Genomic DNA, 13,906 nt, shown 5'->3' on the forward strand with positions numbered 1-13,906 from the left:
TCTTCTGCTGTTGCTCCAGCCATCACCTGCATCCCGGAGGCGCTGCCGAACCGGACAAACATGTGGGCGACGGAATGGCCACCTGCGGAACCTGCGTCGGCTGCTGGCTCTCCACCTGCACGCTGGCCGCGCGCCTGCCGACTACAGCAGGCCTTGCGGGCTGGGCGGGCGCGCCAACGGATGCGGGTGACGGAATACTGACTGCCGCAACCGGCGGTAGGGGCTGCGCCGTTGGCTGAACAGGCGTGACGGGTACGGCAGCACGGCGCACGGGTTGCAATGGTATGCTCGCAGTCACTTCACTGCCGGGCCGCATCGGCACCTCATTGGTCTTCATGGGATAGACCGGATGGCCCGGCCGCCCAAGGTTCTGATCCACCGCCTGCGGCGTGCCATAGGGGTTCCAGCTTTGCGAGGCATAGGTGCCGGTGATCGTGTAATTATACATGACCGTCAGAAGCTGCTCGACGCTTGCCGCCGACTGGCAGAGGCGCAGTCGCACCTTGATACGCCCCAGGTTGCGGAAATCCTGCCGCATGCTTTCGGGTGAGCGGATGTCCTGCCAGCCATAAAGGCAGGTATCGCTGCCTCGGCCCTTGCCGGCCGCATAAGAAAAGGCGCCGTAACCGTTCTGCAGATAATTCGCCGACATGACGATGTTCTCACCCGGAAACTCCGAGCGGATTTCCCGCGCGACGGAGGATGCCTTAAAGCCGGAGAAAGTCAAAGCATCGCGATCAGTGTCGCCGGCTTGCTGCGGACCGAAGAACTCGGCCTTAATGTAGTTCTGTCCGGGCGTAGCGGCTTCGGCGCGCAATACGACCTGCTGTGCCACGGCATTGGAGTAGGTGCGATTGACTACGGTGACGATTTCCGGACCGCCGGGCGGTGGGAAAACCAGTGCTTCGGACGCAGACAACATCTTTGCGCCCCCGAACGACCTGACGCCCGAGGGAGTATTGCAGCCCGAAAGAACTGCAATAGAGAATAGCAATGAAGTAAAGGCAGAAAATTTCACTGCCCCGTGCCCCTTTATTTCCCCAAGCCCTAACAGGTTAAAAGGAGACCGAATCACTAATGACCAGACCATTGTTACGAAATACTGGAGGCAGGCGAATAAGCAATATCAAATTTATATTGTAATTTCTGATGCTTTGTGGCCTCCGAATCGTTTCGGATCCCTTCTTTGCCGGACGAGACGACGGAACCAAATCGCGCTGGTACGGGTTCGCTCGGCGTGAGGTCGATATTTTTACGGTTGCAGCGCAATATGTCCCATGGTCTACTTGCGTCTATAATGACGTATTTTTATTGATCACTTTTTTCATTCAACTGTAAAAACAGAGAGTTGACGCATGACTGTGCAATTTCCGAGTATCTCGCAGGCGCTTGCCGAAGAGATCGGAACCTTACGGAAATGGCTTGAAGAGGACGCGCTACCGCTGTGGTGGGAGGTTGGCTCCGCCCGTCCGGACGGCGGTTTTTACGAGCGCCTGGGCCAGGATGCGAAACCGGTTTTTTCTGATGACCGCCGCGCCCGCGTGCAGCCTCGTCAGGCCTATTGTTTCGCTGCCGCCGGCCAGAACGGCTGGCAGGGTCCGTGGAAGGATGCGTTGCTGCATGGGCTGAGCTGGTTCGAAAAGGTCTATCGCCTCGATAACGGCCTTTACGGCAACCTCGCCGACCAGACCGGCAAGCTGATCGATCCGTCCTTCGATCTCTACAATCAGGCTTTCGCGCTTTTCGCCGCAGCACAGACGGCCGCAGCCCTTCCCGACCGCAAGGACGAGATGCGTGCCCGGGCGCTCGAGATCCTCGCCGTCCTCAATCGCGACTACAAACACCCCGTCGCCGGCTTTGAGGAAGCGAACCCGCCGCGCACGCCGCTGTGCTCCAATCCGCATATGCATCTTTTCGAGGCGATGCTTGCCTGGGAAGTGCAGGACCCCGAAGGTCCATGGACCGCGCTGGCCGACGAGATCGCCGGCCTTGCACTCACCCGCTTCATCGATGGCACCAATGGCGGGCTACGCGAATTCTTCGGCCATGACTGGATGCCGTTTGAAGGTGAGAAGGGCCGCATCATGGAGCCCGGTCACCAGTTCGAATGGGCCTGGCTTCTGGTGCGCTGGGGCAGCCTGCGCAACAATGGCGAGGCAATCGCCAAGGCCAAGCGCATGTTCGAGATCGGCGAAGCGCATGGCATCTGCCCACGCCGCAAGGTCGCGATCATGAGCTTGTACGATGATTTTTCGGTACATGACGGTCTGGCACGGCTCTGGCCGCAGACGGAATGGCTGAAGGCAGCCTTGCGCCTTGCCAGCGTGACCATTGGTGAAGAAAGACAGCGTTATCTTGCCTCGGGCCTGAGGGCCATCGGCGCGCTGCAGCCTTTCCTCGACACACCGGTCAAAGGGCTTTGGTTCGACAAATGGCCGGCCGACAAGCCGATGCTGGACGAACCGGCACCGGCCAGCACTTTCTACCACATCGTCTGCGCCATCTATGAGGCTGAGGCAGTACTCGCCTCCAGCCATTAGAGTCCGGGCGGGCGAGCGGGCCGGGCGTCCGCTCTACCCGCTCCAGCCTCAGTTAAGCCGCGCCGGGCGCACAACGCGCCAGTCGGGCTTGCCGAGATTGTGCGGCCATGGATGCACGTCCTTGTCGTTGAAATAGACGACCTCTTCCAGCTTGGGAAAATCCGCCTGTTTCAGCGTCACGTCGTTCATCCATGGACGGACGTAGGAATCGCCGCCTTCATAACCCAGTTCAGCAACCCAGACCGGTTTATTGAAGGTTTCGACAAGCCCATAGCCCTTGCGCAGGAGATCGGTGAACTTCTGCGGCCCGCCATATTCGATCTTGTCATAGTCCTCGAGACCGAAGACCGAGAGACCGACCAGGTCCGCGTAATTGTCACCAGGATAGTAAGCGCGCAGACCGTCAAGACCTTTCGGCGACCACATCACCTTGACGCCGGGGACCGCCTTGCGGGTCATGTCCACCATGCGTTTGTAGGCCGTGATATAGTCCTGCGGGTTCCAACCCGACCACGAGAAGCGGCCGGATGTGTCTTCCATTTCCTGTCCCCAACGCAGGATCAGCGGGCTCTTCATTGCGGACATGCGTGCGGCGATCGCCTGCATGTTCTTGTCGTAATCGCCTCCCATCACCTTGCGGCGCAACTCGTCGGAGGTGAGCCGCCAGTTGACGTCCCATGACCAGGGTTCGACCGTGATCAGCACGTTACGCTTGCGCTCCAGAGCGTAAGCGTCTGCGAGCGCGAGGCTGTCGAGATCCACGTCCTCCCAGGGCAGGAACAGATGTTCCGTCGCCACCCCGGTCTGGCCGGTGAAATCGCCGTGCGGATCGTAGGCGCCGAAGCGTATACCATCCGCGTGCAATGTCGGACGTTTGTCGGCAAGCGTCTTCATGCCCGTGGAGCCCATGGGCGCGACCCCTTGGGCATCCAGTTTGAATATGGGGTACATGCTGGCTGAAGCAGCAACAGCAGCCCCGCTTGCAAAGAGCAGTCTTCTTCTTGTTATTTGCATGACACTTTCCTCCTACCTCGTCGCAGTCATCGCCTTGCCATAGGCGGCGATTTGCGGGGTGACGTCGTCCTTGCGGACAAGTTTCAGGAATTCATCTCCGGGCCGTGGCGGATTATGCCGGAAGACGTACCAGGGCCCGCCCTGCTTGCGCTGGTAAAGCACCTGACCGATGCGACCGTGGTCGAAACACGTGTCGGCCTTGCCGTTTCCGGCATCGGTTTTCCAGGTAGCGCGCATGCACAGCGTACCTTTGGCATCGACGGTCCAGCGGCCTTCACCGACGGCCTTCTTGCCTTTCTCTTCAGTCAGGGCGATGAACTTGCGGCCATCGGCGATGAAGCGTCCGCCACCAGTCTCCCATTTCCAGGTCTTGTCGTAATACATATCTACGACTTCGCTGGTCCGGAGCGGTTTCGGCGTCTTCGTGCCGCCAGCGGCGTGGACGGCACTTGGCGCGATCACCGCAAGGCAGAGTACGAAAGCGGAGAACCCGCATTTGCTTATTGTTGTTCTCATCACAGCCTCCTCCTTCTATTGTCCGACCCTATTGTCGGCCAGCATGATTTCTCCGGTTGTCATGACCGGTGGCGGCACCATGGGCTCCGCCTGCATGTTTCGAATTCCGGGCATTCCCGGCAGTACGATGCGCAGTTTCAGACGCACCGATCTCGCTCCCTCCACGCCAGCACCGGCCACGGTGAACCGCGTTTCGGTGAAGCTGACATAGGGTTGCCCGTGCGACAGGGCCTCCAGCCCACCAATCGCATGGGAGCTGAGTTCCGCGGCACTACCTGCCACAAGCAGTAACGAACAGGCGGCAACCGTCGCCCCACCGCGCAATGCCGGCAGCCGTGGCAAGCCGTTTTCCATGGTGTGTCGGACGAGAAGAAAAACCGAAAGGCCCGCGTAGATCGCCACATTGATCGCGGCGAAGACGAAGAAACCTTCCGCAGCGTTTTCACGCGGCGCCAGCACCATTGCGAGAAGGCTTAGTGCCGCCAGAACCATGTAAGGCGCGATTACACGCAGCGGCAGCGGCGGTTTTGCCTGCGTGCCCTTGGGTGTAATGCGAAAGTCGACGAAATCACCACGGATCGTATCGCGTATCGCCGCAAGCACACCCATCAACGACCAGGGCCAGCGCAGGAACAGAAACACGATGGCTTCCCACCCGAAGAGTTTCGCATCATGCGGGCGAAAGGCCCCCGTGGCCCGCCAGAAAAAGGCGAACACGATCATGATGAGCGAAATCGGCAGGAAATGCGCCAGAAACACTGGATAGGAGGCATTGACGAGTACCTGGCCGCTCAACAGTGCAAAAGCGGGAAGCACGAACATCAGTGCCATGAAGCCGGAAAACAGGGGATACCAGAGCTGTGAAAACAGGAACTGGAATTTCAACCGCAAGGGAAGCTTCGGCACGTAATGCCGCGAATATTGCAAGAGGATGGTCATCAGACTGCGTGACCACTGGAATTCCTGCACCACGAGATCGGTAAAAGTCACCGGCCCGTCGCCATGCGCGATTGCGTTGACGGCATGGACGCCGCGCCAGCCGCCCGCATTCATCAAAAGCGTGGTGGAATGGTCCTCGGCAAGCTCGGGTCCCAGACCGCCCACCTCACGCAGGGCTTTGGTGCGCACGGCGTAATGCGAGCCGATACAAAGCGGCGCCCAGCTGTTGTTGTAACCCAGCTGCAGGGCGCCGTGCAGGCTTGCCTCGGCATAAAGCCTGCCACGCGCAGCCCAGCTCTCCTTTGCATTGGCATCGCAGATGCTTGGTGCGGAGACATATCCAACCGCCGGATCGGCGAAAGGACGGATGATTTCACTCAGATAGTCCGGTTCCGGAACGTGATCGGCGTCGAATTGCGCGACGAAATCATAACGCTCATACCCGTAATGATCGTAGAAATAAGCGAGATTGCCTTCCTTGCAACGGGTGCGGCGAGGCCATGTCTTGCGGTGATAATCGACGACACCCCTCCGGGTCGAAACGAAAACACCGTGCGCGCCGCACCATTTCAACGTTTGCGCATCCGGGTCCTCATCCGCAAGCCACACGTCAAATTCCAGGCCCTTCTGCTCCAGCATGGCCTGCAGCGTCTTTTGTACTACGGTAAATGGCTCCGACGGCGCCTTGGTTACAACCATCGCCACCCTGCCCTGCGGCAGAGGAGAGCGCCGGTCGACGACCCTTGCGTTCAGGAAGATGAAGATGAAATAGGACGGCAGAAGCGTGATCCACGCGAGTGTTACCGTAACGATCGTAAAATACGGCCAGTCGATGACCCGATCCCGGTCCAGCCACCAGATCCAGAAATAGGCAAGCGTCACCAGCCAACCGCCAATGCCGAGACGATAGGCCATGCGGTTCCAGCCGGTGAAGACGGGCAGCATTGGCAATTGGCCCGCGACGGGACGCGATGATGGTACGGAAGGGGTAGAGCGAGCTTTCATGACAGCACCTCCAACCCGAAGCCGGGACCAGCCGTGCGGATGATGGTGTCTATATCGGAGCGCTTCGGCGCAAAGCCGAGGGTCGCCCTCGCTCTTTCTATATCAGCGAACAGGGCGGGCGGATCACCGGCGCGCCTTGCGCCGAAATGTACCGGCACTTCCTGTCCCGTGACGCGATGGATCGCGCGGATGATATCCCCGACCGATGTGCCGTGGCCGGAGCCGAGATTGACACGCAGGGTCTCGCCGCCATCGGAAAGATAGTTGACGGCGGCCACATGGGCGTCAGCCAGATCGCTGACATGGATGTAGTCGCGGATACAGGTGCCGTCGCTGGTGTCGTAGTCCTGGCCGAAGACGTCAAGTTGCGGCAGCCGCGAGGCGGCGGCCATCAGTGCCCGGGGGATCAGATGGGTTTCCGGCTCGTGGCGTTCGTAAAGTTCGCCATCCGGGTCGGCACCCGCCGCATTGAAGTAGCGCAGAGCGACGAAACGCATGCCATAGGCGGCAGCGTAATCATCGAGCGCCATTTCGAAAATCAGCTTCGTACGACCGTAGGGATTGACCGGGATCTGCGCCGTTTCCTCGCGGATCGGTAATTGCGGCGGCACGCCATAGGTGGCGCAGCTGGAGGAAAATACCAGCCCGCCGATATTCTGGTCGAGACAAGCATCCAGAAGCGCCAGACTGCCGCCGACATTGTTGCGGTAATATTTGCGCGGATCCTCAACGGATTCGCCGACATAGGCATTTGCGGCGCAATGGATGACGAAGGCTGGCGAGAACTCCTTGAGCGTGGCCTTCAAGAGACTACGATCCAGAATGTCGCCTTCAATGAAGGGACCCCAGCGAACTGAATCCGCGTGACCCGTCGAGAGATTATCGTAAGCAATGGGCTTGAAGCCGGAATGCGCCAGCGCCTTGCAGATGTGGCTGCCTATGAATCCGGCCCCGCCCGTGACGAGGATTGTACGGGACATCTCATACGGCCTCCGCAACCTTCTTGCCGGCCAGCAGCGCATCGAAATAGACGATGGTTTTCTCCAGACCGGTTTCGAGCGGTACGCGCGGTTGCCATCTGAGCATTTCCTTGGCACGCGAAATATCGGGACGACGCTGCTGCGGATCATCGATCGCAGCGGGCAGATGCACGATGCGCGAGCGGGAATTCGTCATGCGGATGACGATATCGGCCAGCTGCCGCACCGGAATTTCAGTCGGGTTGCCGAGATTGATCGGTCCGGTGCAATCCTTCGGCTTAGCTGAAAAACGCAGGAACCCGTCGATCAGATCATCGACGTAGCAGAAGGAGCGCGTCTGGCTGCCGTCGCCATAAATGGTGATGTCCGACCCCTTCAGCGCCTGGACGATGAAGTTGGAGACCACCCGCCCGTCATCGGGGCGCATGCGCGGCCCATAGGTGTTGAAGATGCGCCCAACCTTGATATCGACGCCATAAAAGCGGTGATAATCGAAAAAAAGCGTTTCGGCGCTGCGCTTGCCCTCATCGTAGCAGGCTCGCGGCCCGATTGTATTTACGTTGCCGAAATAGCTTTCCGGCTGCGGATTGACGAGCGGGTCGCCATAGACTTCCGATGTCGAGGATTGCACCACGGTTGCACCGCATCTGCGAGCGACTTCGAGAACGTTGACCGCGCCGAGCACATTGGTAAGCAGGGTGCCGACTGGATCACGCTGGTAGTCCGGCGGCGAGGCCGGCGACGCGAAGTTGAAGATCAGCGAGACGTCGATGTCATAGGGCTTGCGGACATCATGCTCGACCATCAAAAACCGCTTGTTGGCTTGCAAATGCTCAACATTAACGGTCCGTCCAGTCGAAAGATCGTCGAGACAGATCACCTCATGACCGCAAGCCAACAGACGTTCGCAAAGATGGGAGCCAAGGAAACCAGCCCCGCCGTTGACCAGAACGCGCTGGCCTGGCCGCCACTCGGAATAGATTGTAGCGCCGTTGTCATGGTCGTTGGGAACGAAATTACGCATTACACACTCCTCCCAATGAGGAACCAGCCCGGCTGATTCGACTTGAACTAGATCAAACTCCAGATTGCAGGATATTTCGAATGTCACCTCCGGTTTTTATTTCTTCTGGAGGTTTTAATATTTAGATTCGGTATATTTCAACTTTTATGATAGGCGCGTCATAAAACAGGTCAACTTTATTTTATCGAAATATTACAATTGATTACCCCGAATTACTCGTATTAATCACTCGATTTAATACTTTTTAACTACGCCTCCATTATGCCTTTCTTATTGAGCATTAGCGCAAGCTTCGCTCAACCAGTCGGGACTATTCTGGTTTTGTAAGGCTCGGTCCACCGGGGCAAAACCACCCGGCGAGATGCGACAGCTAGTCGATTTCAGGGGACATACATCATGAATGAAATGCCTTATTCCCATAACAGCAAAGCGGCCCGCCGCTGTCGTTTTGCACTTGTTGCCGCCGCACTTGCGACGTTCACTTTCGCAACGGCCTCGTGCTCCGTCGTTGAAGATGCCGTTCTGATCAAGACCGCATCTGCTAATACGGCGACGATCAAGAGCCGGGTTGCTCCAGCCAAGGCGTCCTACGGCTATGACAAGACAGGCAACGCAGCCGTCACGCTTGTTGCCGATACTTACGACACACCGACGATATCGCCGCGGCATTCCTATTCCGGTTCTTCTCCCTATATCTGCTCACCGAGCGGATTTGGTCAGAAGTCCCGCTGTTTCCTGAGGCCCTGAGCCTCAGGCATAACCTCTGCTTGAAACTGGCGTCATTGCGGCATCAGGCCCGCCAGATGTTCAGTTTCTCCAGCCGGAGATAGCCGCGTCGTCGTCCTTGTGAAAGAAGCGCGATGCTGCCTCCGTTCGGTTGCGCACATTCATCTTCTTATAGATGTTGCGAACGTGCACCTTCACGGTATTCTCGGACAGGTGAAGCCGGTCGGCGATGATCTTGTTTTGCGTTCCCTTGCAAAGCAGGTCGAGGATTTGCACCTCGCGCGTCGTCAGCGCCGCCATTTCACTCTTGCTGACGGCAAGAGCGTCGGCGCGGTTGGCGATCACGGCGTTGCTTTGAACGCTTTTGCCGTTCACGGCCTGGGAATAGGGGGTGAGCTTGCCGAGAAGGGCAGCGGGAAAATGCTCCCCGCCCTTCATGAGGAGATCAACCGCCGCCATGAAAACATCGAGCCGCAGATTAAGCGGCAGCACGCCATCGATGATACGCATCCCCACCAGTTGCTTCAGCGGCTCCTCAAACTTGTCGATGGTTTCGACGACAAGTGCAATTGGGGCATCCGGATGCTTTTCGTGGACTGCCGAAAGAACGCTATGAAGCCGCTCGCCCGACATACGGTACGGCAGGACCAGCCGGACATCGGCGCCATAGTCATCGTCGATCGTTGCCGAGGACATAACGCTCATCACAGCGAATGTAGGGAACTTTTTGCCCAGCGCCTCCACGAGGCACTCGGAAAACAGGTCCGGATCCGCGATGATCAATAAAGTTCCATTTATAGGCGCAACGGCTCCACTTTGTTTTGCCGCATAATCTGAAGTTCCCATGAACATCGACGTCTCCCCTAAAGCGCTACGCATTACGTTCTTTTTGGTTGTGTGCTCTGTCATTCGCCGGGATACCCCTAGAAACAAATGGGGCAACTCCCGCTTCACGCCATGTCAACTATCATTAATTACCCGTTAATTAAGGAGGCTAATACGAAAAGCTGTGCAAAGAAATGGCCCAAATGGGTTATTTCTTGCAATTGACGTACAAAATTGGTTACGCCCGTAATGAATCGTTGAGCCCGGAACCAGTGTAAAAACAAACACATCGGAAAAGCTTTCGCTCCGGTTTTGCAATCCGGGAAAATATAACTTTTGGTTGATATCCCTTTACATACCTGCCCGGCAAACGAGCTTCCGGAATGTGCCATTTCGGGATAGGGACCCTTCTCACCGCCATTGACTATATTTTTAGGAAAAGCAGCTTTTCCCGGCCTGAGCGCAATTATTTGCGTCTGAACCGGCGGCAAATCTCCATGCGACCGCCTTCCGACATATATATTGGTGGTAAGGGTGCCGATATGTTTAGCCCGAATTGATAGCTAGGAAGCGCGATTTTTCTGCTGCACAGTCTGACCGTCGCTGCAAACAGTGACCGATGGAAAGACAACCCCGGCCTTTGACGTGTGTTTGCAAACGCCGGTTCCTTTTCAAGACATAACGAAAGCAAAAAGACGAAGCCACCGCGCTCCCAACGGAGCGAGGAACGGATTTGTGCGCCTTAATACCGAGTAGCGCACAAGGGCTGAACGAGAAGAGCCCGGTTACGGGCCGATGCCAAGCCGCAGATGAGACGTACCGAGTGCATCTGCAGAACATCAATCTTTGTGCAACGCGGAGCAAGCGCGAAAAAATCCCGTTTTAGATGAGAGGGATTTCGAAAGCTGCTCCGAGCTTTTTCGGAGGAAATCGACATGGGTTACAATCCACAGCCTGCGGGCGACGACATCACCAAGATTGGCGCGCTTTCGGAGGGTTTCGCCAACACCTCGACCAATGACGCAAAGGTGGACGACAGCAATGTCGGCACCGCAAACGGTGAAAACCGCAACAACGACAACAGCGACAACAGCACCAATGTGGATGTTGACGCCAAAATCGACGTTGCAGTGGGCAACGGCGACAATCGCGACAACGACTATGACTGGAGCTATGACAGCAAGTCTTACAGCGACAACGATACGACCGTAAAGACGAGCACCGAAACCAGCACCGAAATCAAGACCGATTACGACTGGAGCTATGAAAGCAAGTCGTACAGCGACAATGACACCAACGTGAAGACGGTCACGGATACGGACACCAAGACCTTCTCCTATTCCGACGACGACACGACAACAACAACAACGACGACTTCCGACAGCTTCAACTCCGCTGACAGTTTCTACAAGTCGGATGACGACTTCGGCAACATCGCCGGCGTCAAGGATGTCGGCAATCTCGGCATCGCTGGCGGAGACCTCACCTTTAACCTCGGTGACGACTTCTCCTTCACACTTGATGTCGACAATATCCTCAACAGCTCGCTCAACGGCGAAGGCAACGACACGGGCTTCAGCCTTGTGCAGGCCAACCACCTGGCGGATCAGGATCAGGCCTGGGATGTCAGGATGGACAATGGTGGTGCCCAGAACCACCTGAGCGCGAATGCCGGCGACGCCTTTGGCGCAGAAGGCATGGACGGCAAGGGATGGGACCTCAAGGCTGGCGACGACGCTGCGGGTACCAGCACTGCAGATGCATCGGCTATCCTTGCAAACTCCGGCTTCCATCTGGAACTGGTGCAGGGCGCCAACATGCTCTCCAATGCCGTTGATGTCTCGGTCACAGGCGGTAACTCGCATGTTTCTGATACCGGCGAGGACAGCGGCTCCTGACGAGTACCTCTCTATGAAAAAAGCTGCACCGGCATTCGCCGGTGCAGTTTGCGGTTGAAGGACCGGGTTTGCGCGAAGACGAAGCACCGCCTCTTGGACGTGTGCCGCCCGCCGCCCAGGCTCTGCCGCGATGATCAGGGAGGGACCTGCAATGCAAATCGACAGAATTTCAGACATGATTGCGCATTTCATCGGCCTGTTCGACACGGTGATCGAGGAAGCGCGTCTAAGAAGCAACTATGCCGAAGGCACGGCACACGCGAACAAAGACCGGTTGTCGGATGATGACGCGGCAAGACTGCTAGACAAGACCTACGACTTGCAGCTTCAGGATTACGATCCCGGCGTTAAATATCGCGCCGGCTATTACGACTTCGACTATCTGCAACCGCATTTCGCTCGCATGGTCGAACACGACATGCAGCAGCTTGCAAATGCGATACCGGTAGATATGTCAGCCGCGCATTTCCGTTTTCCGGGCAGTGTCTCCTTTGAGCAAGAACGCGAACTGGTGGTGCACACCGGCCCGGGCTCGGTTATCGCGCATGTCACGCAGGTCAACATTCTTCAGGACGACGACTATCTGAACATGACGGACGGCCCAAATGTGGCGCGCGACACCAGTTTCGTGACCCAGCGCACCGTCGAGTTCCATAACGAAGCAGCCGTCTTCACGCCCTTTTCCGTTTTCCAGCGCACCGACAGCTACGACGCGTTGCAGGCGCTCGCCAAATCAGCACATGATTATATCGACCATGCGCGCGAAAATGACGTGACGTCCCTTGGAACCGGCGCGGAACAGGATTTCGTTCTCGCCGGCAATGACATCAACGGCCTCTACATCAATGGCTCCATGGCAAGCGAAAAGCCAATGCTCGACGACTTCATGCCGGATCGTGGCATTGCCAAGCCCGCTGAAGAGCCTGAAAAGAGCGATGTTTCGCTGCATGAGGATAGCCCCGCCGGAAACAGCCTCGATGTGGCTGCCGGCGCAAATGTCGTCGCCAACATAGCAACGCTGGTCAATACTGCCGTCATGGCCTCCGTCACCACCGTCATGGGCGATTATCACCAGATCGATGCAATCACCCAGGCCTATGTCTATAGCGACCGCGATGAGGTCGATTCCGTTTTCACGCAGTCCGAAGACCATGACGCAACCGCCGCCTACAATATTGCGACCTTCTCACGCAGTGTCTATCCGGGTGCAGAAAGCGCCGATAGCAGCCACGATAGTGGTGAACCGCCAATATTTCCCACTGCCTGGCGTGTCAGCGTCCTCGAGGGAGACGTGTCTTTCGTCCACTGGATCGAGCAGTACCAGTTCATCAGCGACAACGACACACTGACGGTTACCTCTTCGGGTGCCAGCGTCAGCTTGCTGAGCGGTGGCAACGCTGCCCTCAACATCGCCAATTTCCTCGGCATCGGCATGCAGTACGATCTGGTCATCGTCGGCGGCAATGTGCTGGACATGAACCTCATCAGCCAGATCGCCGTGCTTTACGACAATGACTGGATCCGCGCCAACCCCGACGCGCCTGAGGGCGCCACCGTTCAGTCCGGCAACAACCTGTTGTGGAACGACGCCAGCATCCACAATGTCGGTGGCAACGACCGTTTCGAAACCATGCCGGACTATATGGCGCAGACGGTGAAAGCGATTAACGAGCGTGATCCGAACATGCCGGACGCGCTTGCCCACGATGCCAATTTTGCGGGCTATCAGGGGATCAACGTCCTTTACATCACTGGCAATCTTTATGACGTCAGCATCATCAAACAGGTGAGCGTGCTGGGCGATTCCGACTATGTGACGCAGGCAGCCGCAAAGATTCTGGAAAACAACGAGAACGTCACGATCCATATCGATACCGGCAGCAACGCCGTCATCAATCTCGCGCAGATTATCGATTACGACAGCTTCGGTTCCACCACCTACGTCGCAGGCGGGCTTTATTCGGATGCTATCCTTATACAGGGCGGCATCATCGAAAATGATGCGTCGCAACCGGGTCACCAAGGCCAGCAGCTGGCAAACGAAGTGATCGCGTTTCTGCACGACGATCCCGCCACCATTCAGAATGAATCCGATGGCGTCATCAACGCCGGTCACGACATGTCGTGGTCGAGCGCGCATTCATCCGACGTCATGCAGGCGGTCACTGCATAGGTTTTGACAGGCGGGGAGAAACACCCGCCGCCAAAGCCGCAGAAACCGCGAGATCACCGAGGGGATTAATAAAAAAATGGATCATATTTCAAGAAAAACCATTACCGCCGGGCACTCGCTGGACTTGCCGCTGGATCAGGATGCGGAAGACAGCAAGCTGACTGATGCCTGCATTTCGGCCATAAACGAGGCCGTCGAAAACCTGCGCCATCTGTCCGGCGCGGAACCGACCGTGAAAGCAGCCCCGCCCTCCCCTGAGATCACAC

Annotated in this window: 12 protein-coding genes; 5 read left to right on the top strand and 7 right to left on the bottom strand. The window is 57.2% G+C overall.

The annotated features are described in order from the left end of the window. Nucleotides 1–22 precede the first annotated feature (22 nt). Nucleotides 23–922: a cellulose biosynthesis protein BcsN gene (bcsN, locus tag GH784_RS23270; protein ID WP_035199452.1), complete on the bottom strand. Its 900-nt coding sequence runs from the start codon at nt 920–922 to the stop codon at nt 23–25. 433 nt (nt 923–1,355) lie between these two features. On the opposite strand from bcsN, the gene GH784_RS23275 reads away from it, so the two are divergent. Beyond that, the gene (locus GH784_RS23275; protein ID WP_035199453.1) at nt 1,356–2,540 is read left to right on the top strand and encodes an AGE family epimerase/isomerase; all 1,185 of its coding nucleotides are present in this window, start codon (nt 1,356–1,358) and stop codon (nt 2,538–2,540) included. Nucleotides 2,541–2,588: 48 nt separating this feature from the next. Here the strand turns inward: GH784_RS23275 and GH784_RS23280 are convergent, their stop codons facing one another. The 5 genes from GH784_RS23280 to GH784_RS23300 are packed head-to-tail and all read right to left on the bottom strand — an operon-like array spanning nt 2,589 to nt 8,018. Further along, complete coding sequence (locus GH784_RS23280) at nt 2,589–3,554, bottom strand: glycoside hydrolase family 26 protein (RefSeq protein ID WP_003510877.1); 966 nt, start codon at nt 3,552–3,554, stop codon at nt 2,589–2,591. A 12-nt stretch (nt 3,555–3,566) separates the two neighbouring features. Beyond that, nucleotides 3,567–4,070, bottom strand: a complete 504-nt coding sequence (locus tag GH784_RS23285; RefSeq protein WP_003510879.1) for a DUF995 domain-containing protein — start codon at nt 4,068–4,070, stop codon at nt 3,567–3,569. Nucleotides 4,071–4,085: 15 nt separating this feature from the next. Beyond that, a complete protein-coding gene (locus GH784_RS23290) occupies nt 4,086–6,014 on the bottom strand; it encodes a glycosyltransferase family 2 protein (RefSeq protein ID WP_025595678.1) in 1,929 nt (642 codons plus the stop codon). Beyond that, complete coding sequence (gene galE, locus GH784_RS23295) at nt 6,011–6,994, bottom strand: UDP-glucose 4-epimerase GalE (RefSeq protein WP_013761570.1); 984 nt, start codon at nt 6,992–6,994, stop codon at nt 6,011–6,013. Before galE ends, GH784_RS23290 begins: the two co-directional genes overlap by 4 nt. A 1-nt stretch (nt 6,995) precedes the next feature. Next, on the bottom strand, nt 6,996–8,018 hold the full coding sequence (locus GH784_RS23300; RefSeq protein ID WP_013761571.1) for a UDP-glucuronic acid decarboxylase family protein: 1,023 nt from the start codon (nt 8,016–8,018) through the stop codon (nt 6,996–6,998). Between the two features lie 396 nt (nt 8,019–8,414). Between GH784_RS23300 and GH784_RS23305 the strand changes: the two genes are divergently transcribed. Continuing rightward, nucleotides 8,415–8,765, top strand: a complete 351-nt coding sequence (locus GH784_RS23305; RefSeq protein ID WP_013761572.1) for a hypothetical protein — start codon at nt 8,415–8,417, stop codon at nt 8,763–8,765. A gap of 60 nt (nt 8,766–8,825) precedes the next feature. Here GH784_RS23305 and GH784_RS23310 read toward each other — a convergent pair whose 3' ends face one another. Next, nucleotides 8,826–9,596 (bottom strand): helix-turn-helix domain-containing protein, encoded by a 771-nt coding sequence (locus GH784_RS23310; RefSeq protein WP_003510893.1) that lies wholly within the window; start codon nt 9,594–9,596, stop codon nt 8,826–8,828. Nucleotides 9,597–10,504: 908 nt separating this feature from the next. Here GH784_RS23310 and GH784_RS23315 point away from each other — a divergent pair. The 3 genes from GH784_RS23315 to GH784_RS23325 form a co-directional block, all read left to right on the top strand. Then, the gene (locus GH784_RS23315) at nt 10,505–11,467 is read left to right on the top strand and encodes a hypothetical protein (protein ID WP_035199459.1); all 963 of its coding nucleotides are present in this window, start codon (nt 10,505–10,507) and stop codon (nt 11,465–11,467) included. A gap of 151 nt (nt 11,468–11,618) precedes the next feature. Next, on the top strand, nt 11,619–13,640 hold the full coding sequence (locus tag GH784_RS23320; RefSeq protein WP_035199460.1) for a hypothetical protein: 2,022 nt from the start codon (nt 11,619–11,621) through the stop codon (nt 13,638–13,640). Between the two features lie 76 nt (nt 13,641–13,716). Further along, on the top strand, nt 13,717–13,906 hold a 190-nt coding region (locus GH784_RS23325; protein ID WP_153793860.1), incomplete at its 3' end, for a hypothetical protein.

The organism is Agrobacterium tumefaciens, assembly GCF_009649785.1.
GTDB classification, from domain to species: domain Bacteria; phylum Pseudomonadota; class Alphaproteobacteria; order Rhizobiales; family Rhizobiaceae; genus Agrobacterium; species Agrobacterium tumefaciens.